Source organism: Enterobacter sp. Li2LvB3, assembly GCF_056156645.1.
The window spans coordinates 111,439-131,874 of the sequence record NZ_JBSICG010000015.1 but is presented as its reverse complement, the minus strand read 5'-3'; the positions used below and the strand labels follow the sequence as shown (position 1 = coordinate 131,874).

The following is a 20,436-nucleotide window of genomic DNA, read 5'->3' as shown; positions in this document are numbered from 1 at the left end:
CTTCGTTTGCCCGGCCTACGGTTTTGTAGGCCCGGTAAGCGCAGCGCCACCGGGCAATAAACTGCACTACACCCGCAACATCCCTTTCTCTTCCAGAAACGCAATAATCGTTGTTAAACCGTCACCCGCCTTCAGATTGGTAAAGGTCCACGGACGCTCGCCACGCATCCGGTTGGTGTCACGCTCCATCACCTCCAGCGAGGCGCCAACGTACGGCGCGAGATCGGTTTTATTGATCACCAGGAAATCTGATTTAGTGATCCCTGGCCCGCCCTTACGCGGGATCTTCTCGCCTTCAGCAACGTCGATCACATAGATGGTCAGATCCGCCAACTCCGGGCTAAAGGTGGCGCTCAGGTTGTCGCCCCCGCTTTCGACGAAGATCAGATCCAGATTGCCGAATTTCTCACTTAATGCTTCTACGGCCGCGAGATTCATCGACGCATCTTCACGAATGGCAGTATGCGGACACCCGCCGGTTTCCACACCTACGATGCGCTCTGGCTCCAGCGCGCCCGCTTCGGTCAGGATACGCTGATCCTCTTTGGTGTAGATATCGTTAGTGACCACCGCCAGATGATACGTGTCGCGCATTGCCTTGCAGAGCGCTTCCAGCAGTGCGGTTTTGCCCGACCCCACCGGGCCGCCCACGCCAACGCGCAGAGGGTGTTTGTAATCAGCCATGTTGCATCCTCAGGAACGGAATAACCGTGAATATTGTGTTTCGTGTCGTGCAGAGGCGATGGCGGAAAGTGGCGTTGCCGCACCCAGCGCCTCATCACCCCGTAAAAATGCTGCATCCAGCCCTTTCGCAAAATGGTCGCTCAGCCCGATAATCAGCTGTTGCGCAGCCTGCTGTCCGAACGGGACGAGCTTAACGCCCGCCATCACGGCGCTCTCAATCCAGCTATAGCCCAGACTCAGGGCCAGCTCGCGGGCATCAATTCCCCAGCGCATACCCAGCCACGCCATGCCACAGAGCTGGCTTTGCGCAATTAATGCCAGCCAGTCTGCCGGGCAGTCCGGCTCCCAGCTTTTAATCAACCGCGTAAAGGCTGCGCCGCGATTGCGCTCTTCTTCGCGCAGCTCGCGCGTTTCCCTGCAGGCGAGCAGGTAAGCTGTCCAGCGTTTGGCTGCGGCCAGTTCCTGCCGCTCGCAGGCCTGATACAGACGGATAAACAGCGGCAGGTCGACGCAGAAAAGGCTCTGTTCCATCTGCTGAATTTGCCAGTCTTTGAATGCATCGGCACTGGTTACCCATCCGGCCTCAACGGCCCATTCCAGCCCCTGCGACCAGGTAAATGACCCGACCGGCAGGCTGCTGCTGGAAAGCTGCATCAGTCGCAGCCACTGGCGGGAGTGTTCCATTAGCTCATCAGCGCCAACAGGGCAGAGACAATCAGCCCGCCGCCGAAGGTTTTACGCAGACCGTCGTGGCGGCGCAGCAGTAATCCCGCCGCAAAACTGGCACACAGCACCGTGGCGCTGGCGAACATAAACCCGCTGGTGAAGAGCCAGAAGTTATGGCCAGCCATCTCCACGCCGTGCGCCCAGCCGTGGAACATTGCCAGCGCAGGCACCGCCAGCAGCAGACGATTTTCAGTTTTAAACATCATCACGCCACATACCGCCAGTGAGGCGATAATCAGCATCTCCATCCCGCTAAAGCCGCCGAGCAGGCTGCCCGCAATTGCGCCGGTCAGCATCATCCCGAGAGTGGCAAAGGGCAGTAGCAGCTTGCGGCCGCTCAGTGCCGACAGTACGCCCGCGCCTGTTAGCATCAGCAGATGATCAAGCCCGGTCAGTGGATGGAAAAAACCTGCCTGAAAACTGTCGGCACCGTGGCCCGGATGAGCCAGCGCCGGAAGGGAGAAAGCCAGCAGTAACAGAGGTAAATACTTACGCATGATTAATCCTTAATGTGAGTGAGCGTGCGAGTGGCTATGGCTGTGGGCATCGCTGGTGTAGGCACCTGCTTCCGGTTCAAAGGGCAGGCTGGCATAGGTCACCTCCAGCCCGAACTGGCACAACATATCGTCGAGGACATGATCGTGGTGATAGCGCAGTTCGCCTGGCATGATTTGCAGCGGAACGTGGCGGTTGCCCAGGTGATAACAGGCGCGAGCCAGCAGGAACGGATCGGCACAGCGCACGACCGACACGGATTCCGGTGCGGCAATCACCTCGATCACTTCGCTGCCGTCTTCACTGGCCAGCAGGTCACCGCCGCGCAGCAGTAAACCTCGGGGAAGCATCAGCCCGGCTTCACGACCGTCGTTCAGCGCAACACGGGCGCGGCTTTTCACCCGCACATCAATCGGCAGCGTAACGCTGGCGGTGACGCGGTGCGCGTGGTCAAGGCGTTGAGTTAAGTAGATCATTGTCGCTCCTCAAAACAGGAAATAGCGTTGTGCCATCGGCAAAACGTCAGCCGGTTCGCTGGTAATCAGTTCCCCGTCAACACGCACTTCATACGTCTGCGCATCAACGGTGATATTCGGTTGCAGGCCGTTGTGGATCATGTCGGCCTTTTTCACGCTGCGGCAGCCTTTCACCACGGCGGTGGCGCTTTGCAGGTTGAGTTGCCCGGCAAGGTTGGCGGATGCGGCGGCCTGGGAGATAAACGTCAGCCGGGTAGCATGTCTTGCGGCACCCAGAGAGCCAAACATCGGGCGATAGTGCACAGGCTGTGGCGTGGGGATCGAGGCGTTGATGTCGCCCATCGGCGCGCAGGCAATCATCCCACCTTTGACGATGGTGGCCGGTTTCACGCCAAAGAAGGCCGGTGACCAGACCACCAGGTCAGCCAGTTTTCCCGCCTCAATTGAACCGACTTCATGTGCGATGCCATGAGTCAGCGCCGGGTTAATGGTGTATTTGGCGATATAGCGTTTGACGCGAAAGTTATCGTTATCGCCGCGTTCCTCCGCCAGCGCACCGCGTTGCACCTTCATGCGGTGAGCCACCTGCCAGGTGCGGACAATCACTTCACCCACGCGGCCCATGGCCTGAGAATCGGACGAGGTCAGCGAGAAGGCACCGATATCGTGCAGCACATCTTCGGCGGCAATGGTTTCCCGGCGAATGCGGGATTCAGCAAACGCCACGTCCTCGGCGATATCGGGGTCGAGATGGTGGCAGACCATCAGCATGTCGAGATGTTCGTCGATGGTGTTGACGGTGTAGGGCAGCGTCGGGTTAGTGGAGGAGGGCAAAATATTCGGGTGCGCGCAGGCGGTAATGATGTCCGGCGCGTGTCCACCGCCCGCGCCTTCGGTGTGGAAGGTGTGGATGGTGCGCCCGCCAATTGCCGCCAGCGTGTCTTCAACAAACCCGGATTCGTTAAGCGTATCGCTGTGCAACGCCACCTGAATATCCATCTCGTCGGCAACCGTCAGCGAGCAGTTAATGGCCGCAGGGGTTGCGCCCCAGTCTTCATGAATTTTCAGACCGATGGCTCCGGCGGCGATTTGTTCGCGCAGGGCGTCAGGGTTCGAGCCATTTCCCTTACCCAGTAAACCGATGTTGACGGGAAGCGTATCGGCGGCCTGCAACATGCGGGCGATATACCACGGCCCTGGCGTACAGGTGGTGGCGTTAGTACCTGCCGCTGGCCCCGTTCCGCCACCGATCATGGTGGTAACGCCAGAGACGAGCGCCTCTTCTGCCTGCTGCGGGCAGATCCAGTGAATATGGGTGTCGATCCCGCCGGCGGTAACGATCTTCCCTTCGGCGGCGATCACTTCCGTTGCGGCGCCAATCGGGATCGTCACACCGGGCTGGATATCCGGGTTTCCGGCTTTACCCACGGCAAAGATCCGGCCGTTTTTGACGCCGATATCGGCTTTCACGATCCCCCAGTGATCGACAATCAGCGCATTGGTCAGCACCAGATCCACACACGCCTGCGAAGTCATTTGTCCCTGACCCATGCCATCGCGGATCACTTTTCCGCCGCCGAATTTAACCTCTTCGCCGTACACCGTTAGATCGTTTTCGACTTCGATCCACAGTTCGGTATCGGCCAGACGCACTTTATCTCCGGTGGTCGGGCCGAACATGTCGGCGTAAGCCTTGCGTGAAATGTCAGCCATTTTTCACCTCTCCCATCACATCGCCGCGAAAACCGAAAATGCGCTGTGCGCCCGCCACCAGAACCAGCGTTACCTCGCGCTTTTGGCCGGGTTCAAAGCGCACCGCAGTGCCTGCCGGGATATTGAGCCGATAGCCTTTCGTGGCCTCACGATCGAATTTCAGCGCCGGGTTTACCTCATAAAAATGGTAATGCGAACCTACCTGGATCGGCCTGTCGCCGTGGTTTTCAACGATCACACTCACTGTTTTACGCCCGGTGTTAAGAGCGATATTGCCGGGTTTAACCTGATATTCGCCTGGGATCATCAGTGGCTCCTTACACGATCGGGTTGTGAACGGTGACGAGCTTTGATCCGTCCGGGAAGGTGGCTTCCACCTGAATATCGGGGATCATCTCCGGTACACCTTCCATTACCTGCGCACGCGTCAGGACATGGCGGCCTGATTCCATGAGCGAGGCCACGGTTTCGCCATCGCGTGCGCCTTCCATAATAAAGGCGCTGATCAGCGCGACCGATTCCGGGTAATTGAGTTTTACCCCGCGCGCAAGACGGCGTTCGGCAACCAGCGCGGCGGTGAACAACAACAGCTTGTCTTTTTCTCTGGGGGTCAGTTCCATAACGTTTCTCTTATGTCTGCCAGATACGCGGCGAACAGGCGGTTTTGGGGGTTAAAAGCGGGCGAAGCGACTGCCAGATATCGCGCATTACCCGCTGGCAAATCAGGTTGTCATGTGCAAGAAAGCGTACCGACAGCAGGTCGTCGGTGAGGGTGGCACCGGCAAAATTGTCCAGCGGACCGAGCCGCTCGCGTACCGTTTCAAGGTGATTTTCGCAGGCGGGATAAAACAGTAAGGTGCCGATCCACGGATGGCCGGCGACGGGCGTCAGGTCGCCATTGCTGAGATGCTGGCGCTCAATCAGGCGTGGCTCGTCGTCGACCCATACCTCAAGACGGCTCTCAAGCGTGCCGTGGCTGAAGGTTTCATTAATGACCGGGCGGCCCAGACAGTAAAGCTCCCAGGCCAGCAAGGTGCTGGATGCCCGCAGGTGAAAGACGGAACGCAATGCGGCATTCGCGCCGGGGAAGACAATGGTGTCCTGCGGTAGCCACTCCAGCGTTGCATTTTCATCAAGGTAAAAGTGCTGGTTCAGGCAGGCCTGTGGTCCGCTACTGCGATAGAACTTACTGGCACCGGGCATGGTGATCAGTGCGTGGCTTTTCGCGTCCAGCCGTACGGTGATATCCAGCGAATCACCACCGACAATCCCGCCAGGCGGGTGCAACAGGTAGAGATGGCAGGTTTCACCTTCGGGATAAAATGGCCGCTGAACGGTGAGCGGCCCGACATGGTGAGCGGAGTGCAGGAGGGTTTTCTCAGGGGTGTGACAAAATTGCAGAGCAAGCGATGCCTGCCAGCCTTTGTAAGAGTTATCAGTGACCGGAGTTGCTAACATGCTGCATCCATCTGCTCACCATCGGGTTACGTTTCAGTATGCCCTGGCGGAAATGAAGGCTGTCATATGAGTCGCTTATGGATAAGTCTTGAGGTTTGTTCCGTTCACCGCAGCGGGCGTTTCAGATAGCAGAGGTGCTGTAGTGAACGGAACCATTCCACAATTCAGTTAAAGAAGAAACTACCGGTAATCCTCCGCATCCACATCATACCCGGACGGTTCCCAGCGGATCGCCAGCAGTGAGGCCAGGCCGATAAACGGCGCCAGGGCGATCACCCAGAACACGGCGGTGTCGAGGGACGCGACCAGCAACGGGAACAGGAACAGCGATAGCGTTGAACTGCTGCGCATCAGCGTCTGGTTAAGGCCTACGCCCACACCGCGCAGCGAGGTCGGGTAGCTCAGGGAGGCAAAGGTCATGGTGTGCGCGCCCGGTCCAAAGCCCTGACCAAACAGGAACAGAGCCAGCATCGCAACGGCGGCAACACCTTCTGCTGCGCCCTCGGGGCGACCAATCAGCGCCAGGCCGAGCAGGGCGATAAGCTGACAGGCGTAACCCGCAAGCGACATCCGCCATGCGCCGAAGCGCGGCACGTAGCGCACCGCCAGCAGCCCACCCACGAAGGCAAACAGCAGGTTAAGCACCAGCGAAATCAGAATAGTGGTCAGCATCGACTGCACAAAGAAACTGGAGATAATCACCGGCAGTCCAAAGGCGACCGCGTTATAGGCGAACGAGGAAACCACCGACAGCAGTGTGGCGAGCGTAGTGCGTCGTAAATAGATGCCGCGGAACAGGTTCAGATAGTTTGACCATTTCGCCTTGTTGACCACCGGTGCGGGCTGGTCGAGCGCATCCTGCGGCACGTGGGCGTTGATGTTATACGACTGGCGTAAAATAGACGCCGCCTCCTTCAGGTTACCCTGATTCGCCGCCCAGACCGGAGACTCGCTCATATAGCGGCTGCGGATAGCAATAATCACCAGTGCAGGTACCGCGCCAAAGCCCAGGATCAAACGCCACAACCAGTCGCTGTGGCTTTCCGGCAGTACGGCGTAGAAAAAGAGCACCAGCAGGTAAGAGATACTGATGGCGGCATACCAGGTCGGGCACCACATGGCGACGCTTGAGGCTTTATTCCCCGGCCCTTTCAACCTGGCGAACTCGCTCAGAAACGCCATCGCCACCGGCAGGTCAATCCCCACGCCGAGACCCATCACAAAGCGTGCGCCTGCCAGTACATACTCGTTTGGCGCCAGCGCACAGGCGATGGCCGCGACCACAAAGAACACCATGTCGGCCATAAAGACGCGATAGCGCCCGATTTTGTCCGTGAGATAACCGCCGAGCAGTGCCCCGACAATGGCACCGAAGGTTATGGCCGAAGCCACCATCCCGGTGCCCGCAGGGGTGAGACTGAATTCGCGGGTAATATCTTTGATACCGAACGCCAGCGCGCCAAGATCGTAGGCATCCAGGAAAATACCGCCCAGCGCGATACCGATGACGATACGGGCATTGGCCCGGCCCTGAGAGCCGTCGTTGACCAGGCGTGAAACGTCTGATGCGTTACGTACCCACTTGATGTCGCCATCAGGGGCATTTCCTGCCGTTGAAAGGGGAGCTGTTTCTGTAATTTCTGCCATTTTCTTTTTGTGTGGTTGTGTTGTGTCTCTAACAGTTACCACAGGCAGAAGGTGACCTAAATCACATTTGGTTATAAGACATAACCTGAAGGGGGCAATGTCGCTGTTGGCCCGTGCAAGCAAAGCGCCGCCGGGCATGTCGATTACTCAGATTCTTTCTTTTTTCGCTTCAGCTTCGTCCAGATTTTCGTTTCCTGACGTCGCCACAAACGCTGAATATTGTCGTGGTGACGCAGCAGGATCAGACAGGAGAGCATCGATACCGGGAAGGTAAATTGCGGCTTGAACCACCAGACATAGAACGGCGCGATCAGTGCGCTGACAATCGCACCCAGCGACGAATAACCGCTCAGTAAAATGGTCAGCAGCCAGGTGCCGGCCATGACGCCGGTTAAATCCCAGCCGATAGGCGCAATAGCACCAAACGCGGTTGCAACGCCTTTGCCGCCTTTAAATCCGAAAAATATGGGCCAGATATGGCCAACACAGGCGGCGATGGCGATGAGGCCAAGCCAAAACGGGGTAATGCCCAGAGCATAGGCGCCCCAGACGGGTAGCATTCCTTTCAGAACATCAAAAATCAAAACCGCTACGGCTGCTCCCTTGCCGCCAATTCGTAGTACATTGGTCGCCCCGGGGTTCCCGGAACCACTTACGCGAGGGTCAGGTAACCCGGCGATGCGGCAGACCAGAATGGCGCTGGAGATTGAGCCGCAAAGGTAGGCGAGGAGGATCATTCCAGGCGCGATTGCACTCATAACGCTGTTCCGTTTTGAAAATGTATCTGTATTCTCAACATCTGTGGATAATACGCATAATTCGCCGGAAGTGGTATCCGGTTTAGCCAAAAAGCAGGCAGGTCGTGATGGATATTGTATTTATAGAGCAACTTTCGGTAATCACCACTATTGGTGTTTACGACTGGGAACAGACCATTGAACAGAAGCTGGTGTTCGATATCGAAATGGGCTGGGATAACCGCAAGTCGGCAAAAAGTGATGACGTCAATGACTGCCTCAGCTATGCCGATATCAGTGAAACGGTCATCAGCCACGTTGAAGGGCAACGTTTTGCGCTGGTAGAACGCGTGGCGGAAGAGGTTGCGGAACTGCTGCTGAACAAATTCAACTCGCCCTGGGTGCGCATCAAACTGAGCAAACCTGGTGCCGTGGCGCGTGCAACAAATGTTGGCGTTATTATTGAGCGTGGCCATAATCTGAAAGGCCGTAATTAACGTCATAATTGCTAAACCATTTTCTGTTATATCGGTCTTAACGCTGTAACTTTCACGGTTGCCTGATGGGTGAACCGTTTTTTTATATCTTTTTAGGGGTTTATAGATGAGCGATATACACTCGCTGCTGGTGGCGGCAATACTGGGTGTGGTCGAAGGATTGACGGAGTTTTTACCGGTTTCCAGTACCGGTCACATGATTATCGTTGGTCATCTGCTGGGCTTTGAAGGGGATACGGCAAAGACATTTGAAGTCGTTATTCAGCTCGGTTCTATTCTGGCCGTAGTCGTGATGTTCTGGCGTCGTCTGTTTGGTTTGATTGGTATCCACTTCGGTCGTCCGCCAGAGCACGAAGGGGCAGGTAAAGGCCGCCTGACGCTTATCCATATCCTGTTGGGGATGGTTCCGGCAGTAGTGCTGGGGCTGGTGTTCCATGACACGATCAAATCGCTCTTCAACCCTATAAACGTGATGTACGCGCTGGTGGTGGGGGGCTTCCTGTTGATTGCGGCGGAAGTGCTGAAACCGAAAACGCCACGCGCAGAAGGTCTGGACGATATGACCTATCGCCAGGCGTTTATGATTGGCTGCTTCCAGTGTCTGGCGCTGTGGCCGGGCTTCTCCCGTTCAGGGGCGACCATTTCTGGCGGGATGCTGATGGGTGTCAGCCGTTATGCAGCGTCGGAGTTTTCGTTCCTGCTGGCGGTGCCGATGATGATGGGCGCGACCGTGCTCGACGTCTATAAGAGCTACCACTTCCTGACGGCAGGCGATATTCCGATGTTCGCGGCGGGCTTTATCACTGCCTTTATCGTGGCGCTGATTGCGATCAAAACCTTCCTGCAACTGATTAAGCGTATTTCGTTTATTCCGTTCGCTATCTATCGCTTCATCGTGGCGGCTGCCGTTTACGTGGTCTTCTTCTGACCGATTGCCCTCAGTCTTTGGGCTGAGGGCAACGATGTTCCTTCCACGCTGTTACCGCGTCAATCCGGCGCTTCGTTAGCTCTTCGCGAATTTGCGGGCCTTTGAATCCGGCGTCGACGACATCTTTTGTCGGCACGGCTCTGGCGACATCCCACGCTTCACGCAGCAAACGCGCTTGCGGGTAATCGCAGGCTTCAAACCCGGTGCGCCCACGCACGTCGGCTTCGCTGGTTAAGGCGATTTGCTCCACGCGCTGCGGTTTGCGCCAGGCGTCGATGTTATCGAACAGCTTAATGATGGTGGCCGGTTTCAGGATCGGGAAGGTGTGGATCAGGTCGTGGAACTCTGCCACCAGTTTCGCCAGGTCACGGATGTCGTTAGGCACGCGCAGGCGCTGGCACAGTCCTTCAACCAGCTTCACGCCTGCCGGACCGTGTCCGTGGTGGCGCGGCCAGAGCGCTTTTGGTGTTAACCCCTTACCAAGATCGTGGCACAGCGTGGAAAAGCGCACGTCCACTTCCGGGCTCAGCATCGCAGCCATACTCAGCGTCATCAGCGTGTGAACGCCGGTATCAATTTCCGGGTGCCACTTAGCCGGAGCCGGGACGCCAAACAGATTATCCACTTCCGGGAAGAGAACTTTCAGTGCGCCGCAATCGCGCAGCACCTGGAAAAAGACCTGTGGGTTGCGGGTCGTCAGAGCGTTTTCCGTCTCTTTCCAGACGCGCTCTGGTGTGAGGTGTTCCAGTTCGCCAGCATCCGTCATGGCCGTCATCAGTGCCATCGTCTCATCTGCGATACGGAAGCTCAGATGGGCGTAACGGGCAGCAAAACGCGCCACGCGCAGCACGCGTAACGGATCTTCGGAAAAGGCAGGGGAGACATGGCGCAGAATACGGTTGCTCAGATCGTCCTGACCGCCGTATGCGTCAATGATGTGGCCCTGGTCGTCCTGCGCCAGGGCGTTAATCGTGAGATCACGGCGCAGTAAATCTTGCTCCAGTGTCACGTCCGGCGCGGCATAGCAGGTAAAGCCGGTATAACCAGAACCGGATTTTCGTTCTGTGCGCGCCAGGGCGTACTCTTCGCGGCTTTGTGGATGCAGAAAAACAGGAAAATCGCGGCCAACCTGCTGGTAGCCCGCGTTGAGCATCTCTTCTGGCGTGGCGCCGACCACTACCCAGTCTTTATCTTTGACCGGCAGACCTAACAACGCATCACGAACCGCACCACCGACCAGATAACTCTTCACGCCCAACACTCCCGTTTTCTCTTTTCGCAAGATAGTACGTAAGTCTGGCATCGAAGACGAATTAATTCATCCAGCGGTCTTTACGCTTACGGCTAGGGATAAGGAGTGGCAGAACCAGACCCATCACCAGACCGACGCCCAGCACGCCGCCGCCATACATGAACCACTGCATGATGATGGTGCGTTGTTTGTCATCGAGCTGGAGGTTGGCGGCATTGACTTTCTTCTGCGCGACAATCAGCTCGTTTTTCAGCTTCTGGTTTTCGTCCTTCAGGCCACTTATCACGCTGTCGCTCTGCGCCACTTTCTGCTGCATTTCTGCGGTGCGCTGATTCCAGGTGCCATCAATATTGTTCAGCTTGTCGGTCAGGGTTTTCACCTGATTTTCCAGATCCGGTACGCGGGTACGCAGGCTTGGCACATTGCTCAGCTCTTTCAGTGGGATCCAGGAAGTACGACCAGTGCTGTCGCGAACCTGACCATAGTTGGTGTCAGTGTTGGTCTGTAAAAGCGACACTTCCTCGCCGGCATTTACCGTGCCCACGAGGCGATAATTATCCCCAGGGCCGCTGCGTACCCAGGTGTTCAGTTCGTCAGAAACGTAACGTTTCTCTTCAGCGTGTACCGCCGTCGCGGCGCTTAAAGCAAGTAAAGTGAGTCCAATCAGGCGTAATTTAAGCATATCAGTCGTTATTTTCATAAAAAGTGGAACGATAGTAGTGGTAACAGTGTCTCTACGCAAAGTATTCATCATCAATCAGAATCATCTGTGTCCTGCTAACCACTGCTTCAAACTTTTACACCCGTCAAATTGCTCATTGCGTGGCAATTTGGCGCAAAATACTATGTACTGACAAGAAACTGGCGAGTAAGTTCGCCTTAATTGATTCAGCTGTGACACAACCGTAAGTACAAGGCTATGGCTCAAGAGATCGAATTAAAATTTATAGTAGAAAAAGATAGCGTTGATGCACTCCGTCAACACCTGAATCAGCTGACCGGCGAGCATCATGAACCGGTTCAACTGCTTAACATCTATTACGAAACGCCGGACAACTGGCTGCGCCGTCATGATATGGGGCTGCGTATTCGTGGCGCCAGCGGGCACTACGAAATGACGATGAAAATCGCCGGCCATGTGGTGGGCGGTTTACATCAGCGTCCTGAATATAATATCGACATCAGCAAGCCCGAACTTGAACTGGATCGTTTCCCGGCTGAAGTCTGGCCCGACGGCGGGCTGCCAGCAACGCTTGCGGAGCAGGTGCAACCGTTGTTCAGCACCGATTTCTGGCGCGAAAAATGGCTGGTGAACGAAGGTAAAAGCCGCATCGAAATCGCCCTTGATTTGGGTGAAGTAAAAGCGGGCGAATTCCAGGAACCGATTTGCGAACTGGAGCTTGAGCTGCTCGAAGGCGAGGCTGAAGATGTGCTGAAGCTGGCGCGCAGGCTGGTGAATCAGCCTGCGCGCCAGGGCAGTCTGAGCAAAGCCGCGCGTGGATACCATCTGGCGGCCGGCAATGCGCCACGCGTGCTGAAGCCGACTGCTATTTTGCGCGTAGCGCCGAAAGCCTCTGTAGAGCAAGGACTGGAAGCGTCTCTGGAGCTGGCGCTTTCGCAATGGCAATACCATGAAGAACTGTGGTCACGCGGCGTGAAAGGGGCGAAAGCCCATGTGCTGGCGGCGATTGGCCTGGTGCGCCATACCCTGGCGCTGTTTGGCGGTATTGTTCCTCGTAAAGCGAGCGCTCACTTACGTGATTTACTGACGCAAACCGAAGCGGTGATGCTTTCGGATGTGTCGGCGCAGACAGCCATCTATAGCCCGCAAACCGCAACGGCAAAACTGGCGCTGACAGAGTTCCTGGTTTCGCACGGCTGGCGCACATTCCTGGACGCGAAAGCGCAGGCTAAAATCGCCGAATCGTTCAAACGTTTTGCCGATACCCATCTTTCTCGCCATGCCGCTGAACTGAGAACCACCTTTGCGTACCCGCTGGGCGATCAGTATGGTGACCAGCTTCCCCGTCTGGCACGCAACATCGACAGCATTTTGCTGCTGGCGGGTGCGTATGATGCTAAAGCACAGGCCTGGCTGGATAACTGGCAGGGGCTGAAGCACGCCATCGAAACCCGGCAACACATAGAAATAGAGCATTTCCGCAACGAGGCCATTTCGCAGGATCCGTTCTGGCTGCACAGCGGAAAACGTTAACTCTGGCAAGGAACCCCAATAATGCCGCTCTCTTCGCAGTTACAGCAGCAGTGGCAGACCGTTTGCGAACGTCTGCCTGAGTCATTACCGGCGTCATCATTAAGCGAGCAGGCTAAAAGCGTGCTCACGTTCAGTGATTTTGTGCAGGCAAGCGTAACCGCTAACCCTGACTGGCTGGCGGAGCTTGAGAGCTCACCACCGCAGGCTGACGAGTGGCGGCATTATGCCAGCTGGCTACAAACCGCGCTCAGTGGCGTGGCTGATGAAGTAACGCTGATGCGCGAGCTACGTCTGTTCCGCCGCCGGGTGATGGTGCGCATTGCCTGGGCGCAGGCGCTGGAGCTGGTCAGCGAAGAGAGCACGTTGCAACAGTTGAGCGAGCTGGCGCAGACGCTGATTGTCGCGGCACGAGACTGGCTGTACGACGCCTGCTGCAAAGAGTGGGGTACGCCGTGCAGCGAAGAGGGGGTTCCTCAGCCGTTGCTGATCCTGGGGATGGGCAAGCTCGGCGGTGGAGAGCTGAATTTCTCTTCCGATATCGATCTGATATTTGCCTGGCCCGAGAAAGGAACGACGCGCGGCGGTCGGCGTGAGCTGGACAACGCGCAATTCTTTACCCGCCTGGGGCAGCGCCTGATTAAAGCGCTGGATCAACCTACTCAGGATGGCTTTGTCTATCGCGTAGATATGCGTTTGCGTCCGTTTGGCGACAGCGGTCCGCTGGTGCTGAGCTTTGCGGCGCTGGAAGATTATTACCAGGAGCAAGGGCGCGACTGGGAGCGTTATGCGATGGTCAAAGCGCGGATCATGGGCGACAACGGCGATGTCTACGCCAACGAGCTGCGCGCCATGCTGCGCCCGTTTGTGTTCCGCCGCTATATCGATTTCAGCGTGATCCAGTCACTGCGTAACATGAAAGGGATGATTGCCCGCGAGGTGCGCCGCCGTGGCCTGAAAGACAACATCAAACTCGGCGCGGGCGGTATTCGTGAAATTGAGTTTATCGTTCAGGTCTTCCAGCTTATTCGCGGCGGGCGTGAGCCTTCGCTGCAATCCCGTTCGTTGCTACCGACCCTGACCGCCATTGAGCAGCTTCATCTTCTGCCGGAAGGTGATGCCAGCACGCTTCACGACGCCTATTTGTTCCTGCGTCGGCTGGAAAACCTGCTGCAAAGCATTAACGATGAGCAAACGCAGACCCTGCCGGGCGATGACCTTAATCGCGCACGTCTGGCCTGGGGAATGCGGGTGGACGACTGGACGGCACTGACCGAAAAGCTGGAAGCCCACATGGCGGGCGTACGCCGGATCTTTAACGACCTTATCGGCGACGATGAAAGTGAATCTCAGGACGATACGCTCTCTGAGCACTGGCGCGAGCTGTGGCAGGATGCGTTGCAGGAAGATGACACTACGCCGGTACTGGCTCACTTAAGTGACGATGACCGTCACCGCGTGGTGGTGCTGATTGCAGATTTCCGTGGTGAGCTGAACAAGCGCGCGATCGGCCCGCGTGGCCGTCAGGTGCTGGATCATTTGATGCCGCATCTGCTGAGCGATGTCTGCTCCCGTGCGGATGCACCTGTGCCATTGTCGCGCATGATGCCGCTGCTGAGCGGGATCATCACGCGGACAACCTACCTTGAACTGCTGAGCGAGTTCCCTGGCGCGCTGAAACACCTCATCACGCTGTGCGCCGCATCACCGATGGTGGCCAATAAACTTGCCCGCTACCCGCTGCTGCTGGACGAACTGCTCGACCCGAACACGCTTTATCAGCCGACGGCGACCGATGCCTACCGGGATGAGCTGCGTCAGTACTTGCTACGCGTGCCGGAAGAGGATGAAGAACAACAGCTGGAGGCGCTGCGTCAGTTTAAACAGGCGCAGATGCTGCGTGTGGCTGCGGCGGATATCGCCGGAACATTGCCGGTAATGAAAGTGAGCGATCACTTAACCTGGCTTGCCGAAGCCATCATCGATGCGGTGGTACAGCAGGCGTGGATGCAAATGGTGGCGCGCTACGGGCAACCGAAACACCTGGCCGACCGTGAAGGCCGCGGTTTTGCCGTGGTGGGTTACGGGAAACTTGGCGGCTGGGAATTGGGCTATAGCTCTGACCTTGATTTGATCTTCCTGCATGACTGCCCGGTGGATGTGATGACCGACGGCGAACGTGAGATCGACGGGCGTCAGTTCTATCTGCGCCTGGCACAGCGCATTATGCACCTGTTCAGCACCCGCACTTCGTCGGGCATTTTGTATGAAGTGGACGCGCGTCTGCGCCCATCGGGTGCCGCGGGGATGCTGGTGACATCCACGGAGTCGTTTGCCGATTACCAGCAAAACGAAGCCTGGACGTGGGAGCATCAGGCGCTGGTGCGCGCACGCGTCGTCTATGGCGATCCGCAGCTTAAAACCCAGTTCGATACCATCCGTCGCGACGTGATGACCAAAACGCGTGACGGCAGCACGCTGCAAACTGAAGTGCGTGAAATGCGTGAAAAAATGCGCGCCCACTTAGGTAATAAACATCGCGACCGCTTTGATATTAAAGCCGATGAAGGCGGTATTACAGATATCGAGTTTATTACGCAGTATCTGGTGCTGCGCCATGCTAACGAGAAGCCGAAGCTTATCCGCTGGTCGGACAATGTACGCATTCTGGAACTGCTGGCACAAAACGACATTATGGATGAGCAGGAAGCGCAGGCGTTAACGCGCGCCTACACCACATTACGGGATGAGCTGCATCATCTGGCATTACAGGAACAGCCCGGCAATGTGGCGCTGGACTGTTTTACGCAGGAACGCGCGCAGGTCACCGCCAGCTGGCAGAAGTGGCTGGTGGAACCGTGCGTAACAAAACAAGTGTGATATTATCGCGCGCAAATTGTGAATCTTTCTGGAGTCAGGAATGAAAGTAACACTGCCAGAGTTTGAACGTGCTGGGGTTATGGTTGTCGGTGATGTGATGCTGGATCGCTACTGGTATGGGCCAACCAGCCGCATCTCTCCGGAAGCACCTGTTCCGGTGGTCAAGGTAGACACCATTGAAGAGCGTCCCGGCGGCGCGGCAAACGTGGCGATGAACATTGCTTCTCTGGGCGCGCATTCGCGTCTGGTAGGGCTGACCGGTATCGACGATGCAGCGCGTGCGCTGAGTAAGTCGCTGGCGGACGTGAACGTGAAGTGTGACTTCGTATCTGTTCCGACACACCCGACGATTACCAAACTGCGTGTACTTTCCCGTAACCAGCAGCTGATCCGCCTCGACTTTGAAGAAGGGTTTGAAGGTGTTGATCCTGAGCCGCTGCACGAGCGCATCAATCAGGCGCTTGGGAATATCGGCGCGCTGGTGCTTTCCGACTACGCCAAAGGCGCGCTGGCAAGCGTTCAGAAGATGATCCAGCTGGCGCGTAAAGCCAATGTCCCTGTGCTTATCGACCCGAAAGGGACGGATTTTGAACGCTACCGCGGTGCAACGCTGCTGACGCCAAACCTTTCTGAGTTTGAAGCGGTGGCGGGCAAGTGCAAAACGGAAGCTGAAATTGTCGAACGCGGCATGAAGATCATTGCTGACTTCGAGCTGTCAGCATTACTGGTGACCCGTTCAGAGCAGGGTATGACCCTGATTCAGCCGGGCAAAGCACCACTGCATATGCCAACTCAGGCGCAGGAAGTGTATGACGTGACTGGTGCTGGCGATACGGTGATTGGCGTGCTGGCTGCAACGCTTGCCGCGGGTAACTCGCTTGAAGAAGCCTGCTACTTTGCCAACGCTGCTGCGGGTGTAGTGGTCGGCAAGCTGGGGACATCAACCGTTTCGCCTATCGAGCTGGAAAACGCCGTGCGCGGCCGTGCAGATACCGGTTTCGGGGTGATGAGCGAAGATGAACTGAAAGCTGCCGTTGCCGCAGCGCGTAAACGCGGTGAGAAAGTGGTGATGACCAACGGCGTGTTCGATATCCTGCACGCCGGGCATGTCTCGTATCTGGCGAATGCGCGCAAGTTGGGCGACCGCCTGATTGTGGCGGTGAACAGCGATGCGTCAACGAAACGCCTGAAAGGCGAAACGCGCCCGGTGAACCCACTGGAACAGCGTATGATCGTGCTTGGCGCGCTGGAAGCGGTGGACTGGGTTGTCTCGTTTGAAGAAGATACCCCGCAGCGCCTGATCGCCGGCATTTTGCCGGATCTGCTGGTAAAAGGCGGCGATTACAAGCCAGATCAAATCGCGGGTAGCGAAGAGGTTTGGGCCAACGGCGGTGAAGTGATGGTGCTCAACTTTGAGGACGGGTGTTCAACCACCAACATCATTAAGAAGATCCAGAAAGACAGTCAGTAAAAAAACGGGCCAGTTGGCCCGTTCGTTTTTCTCCCTCTCCCTGTGGGAGAGGGCATCAGGCCGCACTTATGCCTGGTCGTCCACCGGCGGAATGGCTGGTGCCGGTTTCACCTCTTCCTGTGCATTGCGGTTTTCCAGCTCGGTTAAACGCTGTTCCAGCAATGCCAGTTTTTCGCGGGTGCGCAACAGTACCTGTGTCTGCACGTCAAACTCTTCACGGCTGACCAAATCAAGGCGAACCAGTTGCGCCTGCAACGTCTGGCGGATTTTCTTCTCAACGTCATCACCAAATTCACGAATGCCTTTTGGCATGGACTCATGGACCTGGCGCGCAATTTGCTCAATTTTTTTCGGGTCAATCATTGTGGCTTCCCTTGATGAAACGGTGTTGATGACCATTGTAGCGCGTCATGCACCAGGTTAAACCAATATTGTTTGAAGCTTATGCATTGCCCAGGTTAATCAATAGCGTTATAGTTAATTCGCTTATTCTCAGGGCGGGGCGAAATTCCCCACCGGCGGTAAATCAGCGTGACGCTGAAAGCCCGCGAGCGCTTTGGGTGAAAACTCAAAGGTCAGCAGATCCGGTGTAATTCCGGGGCCGACGGTTAGAGTCCGGATGGGAGAGAGTAACGATCAAGTCGGGCATGGGCCCGCTCACGTTATTTTTTTGCCGCTTATGCGGCGCTCCTAAGACTGCCCTGATTCTGGTAACCATAATTTTAATGAGGTTTTTTTACCATGAATCAGACGCTACTTTCCTCTTTTGGCACTTCAACTCAACGTGTTGAACATGCACTGGATGCACTGCGCGAAGGCCGCGGTGTGATGGTGCTTGACGATGAAAACCGTGAAAACGAAGGCGACATGATTTTCGCCGCCGAAAACATGTCCGTTGAACAGATGGCGCTGACCATCCGTCACGGTAGCGGCATCGTTTGCCTGTGTATTACCGAAGACCGTCGTAAGCAGCTCGAGCTGCCGATGATGGTCGAAAACAACACCAGCGCTTTTGGTACCGGTTTTACCGTGACCATCGAAGCGGCGCATGGCGTGACCACTGGTGTGTCTGCGGCCGACCGCCTGACCACCGTTCGCGCAGCGATTGCCGATGGTGCGAAACCATCCGACCTGCATCGTCCGGGACACGTCTTCCCGCTGCGTGCTCAGGCCGGTGGCGTGCTGACCCGTGGCGGTCATACCGAAGCGACTATCGACCTGGTGACCCTGGCCGGTTTCAAACCTGCGGGTGTGCTGTGTGAGCTGACCAACGATGATGGCACCATGGCGCGCGCGCCGGAGTGCATCACTTTTGCGCGTTTGCACAATATGCCGGTGGTGACGATTGAAGATCTGGTGGAGTATCGCCAGGCGCACGAGCGCAAAGCCAGCTGAAATGGCTGATGTGAAAAAGCCGGGGAAACCCGGCTTTTTTGTTTCTGGCTGGTGTGGCTACTGATAGTTAATTTTGACAATAATGTCTTTACTGAATGGCCCGAGAGCAATGGCTTCACCCGGTTTGCGGGTGAGCTCAGCGGTATAATCATGAGTCAGCGTGGTCACCGTATCGTCAGGGCGATAGGTTGCAAAAGGAAGATACTGATTGTACGTCACGTCGCCGTTTGTTTTATCAATGAGACGCATGAGTAAACCATTTCCCATGTCCAGGTGCGTTTCATCATAGAGTGTATCGGTGGTGTAAAAACTGGTCGTTACGTCAAATTGTTCTGAACAGCCCGCAGTGGCATCTTTAATTGTCGAGATGCTAAACGGTGACGTGAGCGCTTTGGCGTTTACGGCGCTCTCCGTAAACTGTCCAAAGTCCACAATCTGATTCTCCGGGTAGATTCGGATATCCACGCCGCAATCCAGAAAATGAATGTTTGAAAGCCCGGCAATGTCGTAATGCAGATTTTTTGCACCAGGCATGACATTTATTCCGCCAGCACCATCAAAGGTAAGTACTGTGACCGAAGGAAAAGTGAAGTCAAACTGTGCTTGTGGTACCGATTTTAATTTCACATAGAGGCGAAACCGTACGGTGAAAGTGACGTTTTTTTGTATTGTGGTACCGTTACATGCTGCAACCTTATACTCTCCAAAAAAGTCATCTTTTTTATCAAGACAGGCACCGGTATCAATTTTGATATCAGGGATGTCATAGTCAACACCGTTGTAGGTCACGCCAAACGCCAGATAAGGATTGTTAGTCATCAGACTATCGGTGTTATGAAAACTGTCCAGGATATAGGCATAAATGTTTTCACTCCAGGGATCCTGGTCGACCGGCTTAGCGTGATCGCGCGTAGCACTATCGCAATACACCGTTACCAGCAAATCGCCGCTTTCCCATATTTTTTGCCCGACAGGGGCGTTTGCGGGCACAGTGAAAGCCGGTAACGTCGTTGTCACCAGGCTTGCCCCCCCTTTTGAACTTTTGTAGCATTCCAGCGCCCATGCGGATGATGAGAACAGACAAAATAATGCGATTGCAGCGAAGCAGATTCTTTTCATCATTATCCCTTTTTCACCGGCTTGCTCTGGCAACTGGTCTGCACCGCATTACAGCTCACTTTAAACATTTCCAGTCCGCCGTAATCGCCGACATAGCCTATTTGAAATTCCGCAGGTAAATTCGACAGCGTCTGACTGGCCTGGCCGAAAGGTTCAACCATCACACTCTCTGCACCCGGCAAGAGTGTTTTTCCATTCAACCCGATATATCCCACGGTGATATGGTAGGGGCTGGTATTATTGAATTGCAGTCCATCAGTGGAACGGGATATGACCACTTTATCCAGTGGTACAAATTGCCCCTCTTTTAGCTCAATGGCTTTTGGTCGCCAGAACAGCTTCAGGCGGCTTTGCATCGCAATTTGCATCACGTTCTGCTGCCCTGATTTCGGTGGTATTTCCCGCATGTTGTAATAAAACAGGGACTCTCGATCGGCAGGAAGCTGGCTGAGTTTTTTCTGGGCCATCAGGCGAACCTGCGCTTGTTCGTCTGGCTCAATACGCAACAATGGCGGAATAGGGGAGATAAACTCGCGTGTTTTTTTGCCCTCTTTATCCTCTATCCACGACTGAGCCAGATAAGGATCGGTTTTACTCTGGTTTGTCAGTCTGACCGACACGCTTTTTGCTGAAGCGTTGAAAATGATGCGCGTTCTGTCGGGCGATACGGTGGCATGTGCAAAGTTGCACATGCCGAGGAAACAGATCATTCCCTTTGAGAAAATCGAGATGTTCATTTTATTCAT

21 protein-coding genes and 1 riboswitch are annotated in these 20,436 nt (G+C 55.8%); of the genes, 6 read left to right on the top strand and 15 right to left on the bottom strand.

What is annotated here, in order from left to right; translation table 11 throughout:
* Window positions 1-66: 66 nt before the first annotated feature.
* From ureG to plsY, 10 genes are all read right to left on the bottom strand, one after another.
* Window positions 67-684, bottom strand: a complete 618-nt coding sequence (gene ureG, locus ACS603_RS14200; protein WP_047347805.1) for an urease accessory protein UreG — start codon at window positions 682-684, stop codon at window positions 67-69.
* A gap of 9 nt (window positions 685-693) precedes the next feature.
* A complete protein-coding gene (locus ACS603_RS14195) occupies window positions 694-1,368 on the bottom strand; it encodes an urease accessory protein UreF (RefSeq protein WP_474944458.1) in 675 nt (224 codons plus the stop codon).
* A complete protein-coding gene (locus ACS603_RS14190; protein WP_182062504.1) occupies window positions 1,368-1,907 on the bottom strand; it encodes a HupE/UreJ family protein in 540 nt (179 codons plus the stop codon). Before ACS603_RS14190 ends, ACS603_RS14195 begins: the two co-directional genes overlap by 1 nt.
* A 9-nt stretch (window positions 1,908-1,916) precedes the next feature.
* Window positions 1,917-2,381 (bottom strand): urease accessory protein UreE, encoded by a 465-nt coding sequence (ureE, locus tag ACS603_RS14185; RefSeq protein WP_474944457.1) that lies wholly within the window; start codon window positions 2,379-2,381, stop codon window positions 1,917-1,919.
* Between the two features lie 9 nt (window positions 2,382-2,390).
* Window positions 2,391-4,094, bottom strand: a complete 1,704-nt coding sequence (ureC, locus tag ACS603_RS14180) for an urease subunit alpha (RefSeq protein ID WP_182062502.1) — start codon at window positions 4,092-4,094, stop codon at window positions 2,391-2,393.
* On the bottom strand, window positions 4,087-4,401 hold the full coding sequence (locus ACS603_RS14175) for an urease subunit beta (protein WP_182062501.1): 315 nt from the start codon (window positions 4,399-4,401) through the stop codon (window positions 4,087-4,089). Before ACS603_RS14175 ends, ureC begins: the two co-directional genes overlap by 8 nt.
* A 10-nt stretch (window positions 4,402-4,411) precedes the next feature.
* Complete coding sequence (locus ACS603_RS14170; RefSeq protein WP_182062500.1) at window positions 4,412-4,714, bottom strand: urease subunit gamma; 303 nt, start codon at window positions 4,712-4,714, stop codon at window positions 4,412-4,414.
* Window positions 4,715-4,724: 10 nt separating this feature from the next.
* Window positions 4,725-5,552, bottom strand: coding sequence for an urease accessory protein UreD (locus ACS603_RS14165; RefSeq protein WP_474944456.1), 828 nt, complete (start codon window positions 5,550-5,552; stop codon window positions 4,725-4,727).
* A 180-nt stretch (window positions 5,553-5,732) separates the two neighbouring features.
* Window positions 5,733-7,199 (bottom strand): MFS transporter, encoded by a 1,467-nt coding sequence (locus ACS603_RS14160; RefSeq protein ID WP_474944455.1) that lies wholly within the window; start codon window positions 7,197-7,199, stop codon window positions 5,733-5,735.
* 143 nt (window positions 7,200-7,342) lie between these two features.
* Window positions 7,343-7,957 (bottom strand): glycerol-3-phosphate 1-O-acyltransferase PlsY, encoded by a 615-nt coding sequence (gene plsY / locus ACS603_RS14155; RefSeq protein WP_182062498.1) that lies wholly within the window; start codon window positions 7,955-7,957, stop codon window positions 7,343-7,345.
* A gap of 107 nt (window positions 7,958-8,064) precedes the next feature.
* On the opposite strand from plsY, the gene folB reads away from it, so the two are divergent.
* Together folB and bacA are read left to right on the top strand one after the other, a co-directional pair.
* A complete protein-coding gene (gene folB / locus ACS603_RS14150) occupies window positions 8,065-8,433 on the top strand; it encodes a bifunctional dihydroneopterin aldolase/7,8-dihydroneopterin epimerase (protein ID WP_182062497.1) in 369 nt (122 codons plus the stop codon).
* A gap of 106 nt (window positions 8,434-8,539) precedes the next feature.
* Window positions 8,540-9,361, top strand: a complete 822-nt coding sequence (gene bacA, locus ACS603_RS14145; protein ID WP_474944454.1) for an undecaprenyl-diphosphate phosphatase — start codon at window positions 8,540-8,542, stop codon at window positions 9,359-9,361.
* 10 nt (window positions 9,362-9,371) lie between these two features.
* Here bacA and ACS603_RS14140 read toward each other — a convergent pair whose 3' ends face one another.
* The gene (locus ACS603_RS14140) at window positions 9,372-10,613 is read right to left on the bottom strand and encodes a multifunctional CCA addition/repair protein (protein ID WP_474944453.1); all 1,242 of its coding nucleotides are present in this window, start codon (window positions 10,611-10,613) and stop codon (window positions 9,372-9,374) included.
* A gap of 61 nt (window positions 10,614-10,674) precedes the next feature.
* Entirely contained in the window at window positions 10,675-11,295 is a 621-nt protein-coding gene (locus tag ACS603_RS14135) for a TIGR04211 family SH3 domain-containing protein (RefSeq protein ID WP_182062494.1), read from the bottom strand.
* A gap of 237 nt (window positions 11,296-11,532) precedes the next feature.
* Here ACS603_RS14135 and ACS603_RS14130 point away from each other — a divergent pair, with 237 nt between their 5' ends.
* From ACS603_RS14130 to hldE, 3 genes are read left to right on the top strand one after another with little or no spacing between them, the layout of a single operon-like run.
* Window positions 11,533-12,828 (top strand): CYTH domain-containing protein, encoded by a 1,296-nt coding sequence (locus tag ACS603_RS14130; protein WP_474944452.1) that lies wholly within the window; start codon window positions 11,533-11,535, stop codon window positions 12,826-12,828.
* Window positions 12,829-12,846: 18 nt separating this feature from the next.
* Window positions 12,847-15,705: a bifunctional [glutamate--ammonia ligase]-adenylyl-L-tyrosine phosphorylase/[glutamate--ammonia-ligase] adenylyltransferase gene (glnE, locus tag ACS603_RS14125; protein ID WP_182063468.1), complete on the top strand. Its 2,859-nt coding sequence runs from the start codon at window positions 12,847-12,849 to the stop codon at window positions 15,703-15,705.
* A 40-nt stretch (window positions 15,706-15,745) separates the two neighbouring features.
* Entirely contained in the window at window positions 15,746-17,176 is a 1,431-nt protein-coding gene (gene hldE, locus ACS603_RS14120) for a bifunctional D-glycero-beta-D-manno-heptose-7-phosphate kinase/D-glycero-beta-D-manno-heptose 1-phosphate adenylyltransferase HldE (protein WP_182062492.1), read from the top strand.
* Between the two features lie 66 nt (window positions 17,177-17,242).
* Here hldE and ubiK read toward each other — a convergent pair whose 3' ends face one another.
* Complete coding sequence (gene ubiK / locus ACS603_RS14115; RefSeq protein WP_474944451.1) at window positions 17,243-17,539, bottom strand: ubiquinone biosynthesis accessory factor UbiK; 297 nt, start codon at window positions 17,537-17,539, stop codon at window positions 17,243-17,245.
* 121 nt (window positions 17,540-17,660) lie between these two features.
* Window positions 17,661-17,811, top strand: a riboswitch (FMN riboswitch).
* A gap of 106 nt (window positions 17,812-17,917) precedes the next feature.
* Between ubiK and ribB the strand changes: the two genes are divergently transcribed.
* Window positions 17,918-18,571 carry a 3,4-dihydroxy-2-butanone-4-phosphate synthase gene (ribB, locus tag ACS603_RS14110; protein ID WP_182062491.1) on the top strand — a complete coding sequence of 218 codons (654 nt, stop codon included), beginning with the start codon at window positions 17,918-17,920 and terminating at the stop codon, window positions 18,569-18,571.
* Window positions 18,572-18,628: 57 nt separating this feature from the next.
* Here the strand turns inward: ribB and ACS603_RS14105 are convergent, their stop codons facing one another.
* On the bottom strand, window positions 18,629-19,690 hold the full coding sequence (locus ACS603_RS14105; protein ID WP_182063467.1) for a fimbrial protein: 1,062 nt from the start codon (window positions 19,688-19,690) through the stop codon (window positions 18,629-18,631).
* A gap of 2 nt (window positions 19,691-19,692) precedes the next feature.
* On the bottom strand, window positions 19,693-20,427 hold the full coding sequence (locus ACS603_RS14100; RefSeq protein ID WP_315686868.1) for a fimbrial biogenesis chaperone: 735 nt from the start codon (window positions 20,425-20,427) through the stop codon (window positions 19,693-19,695).
* Window positions 20,428-20,436 lie beyond the last annotated feature (9 nt).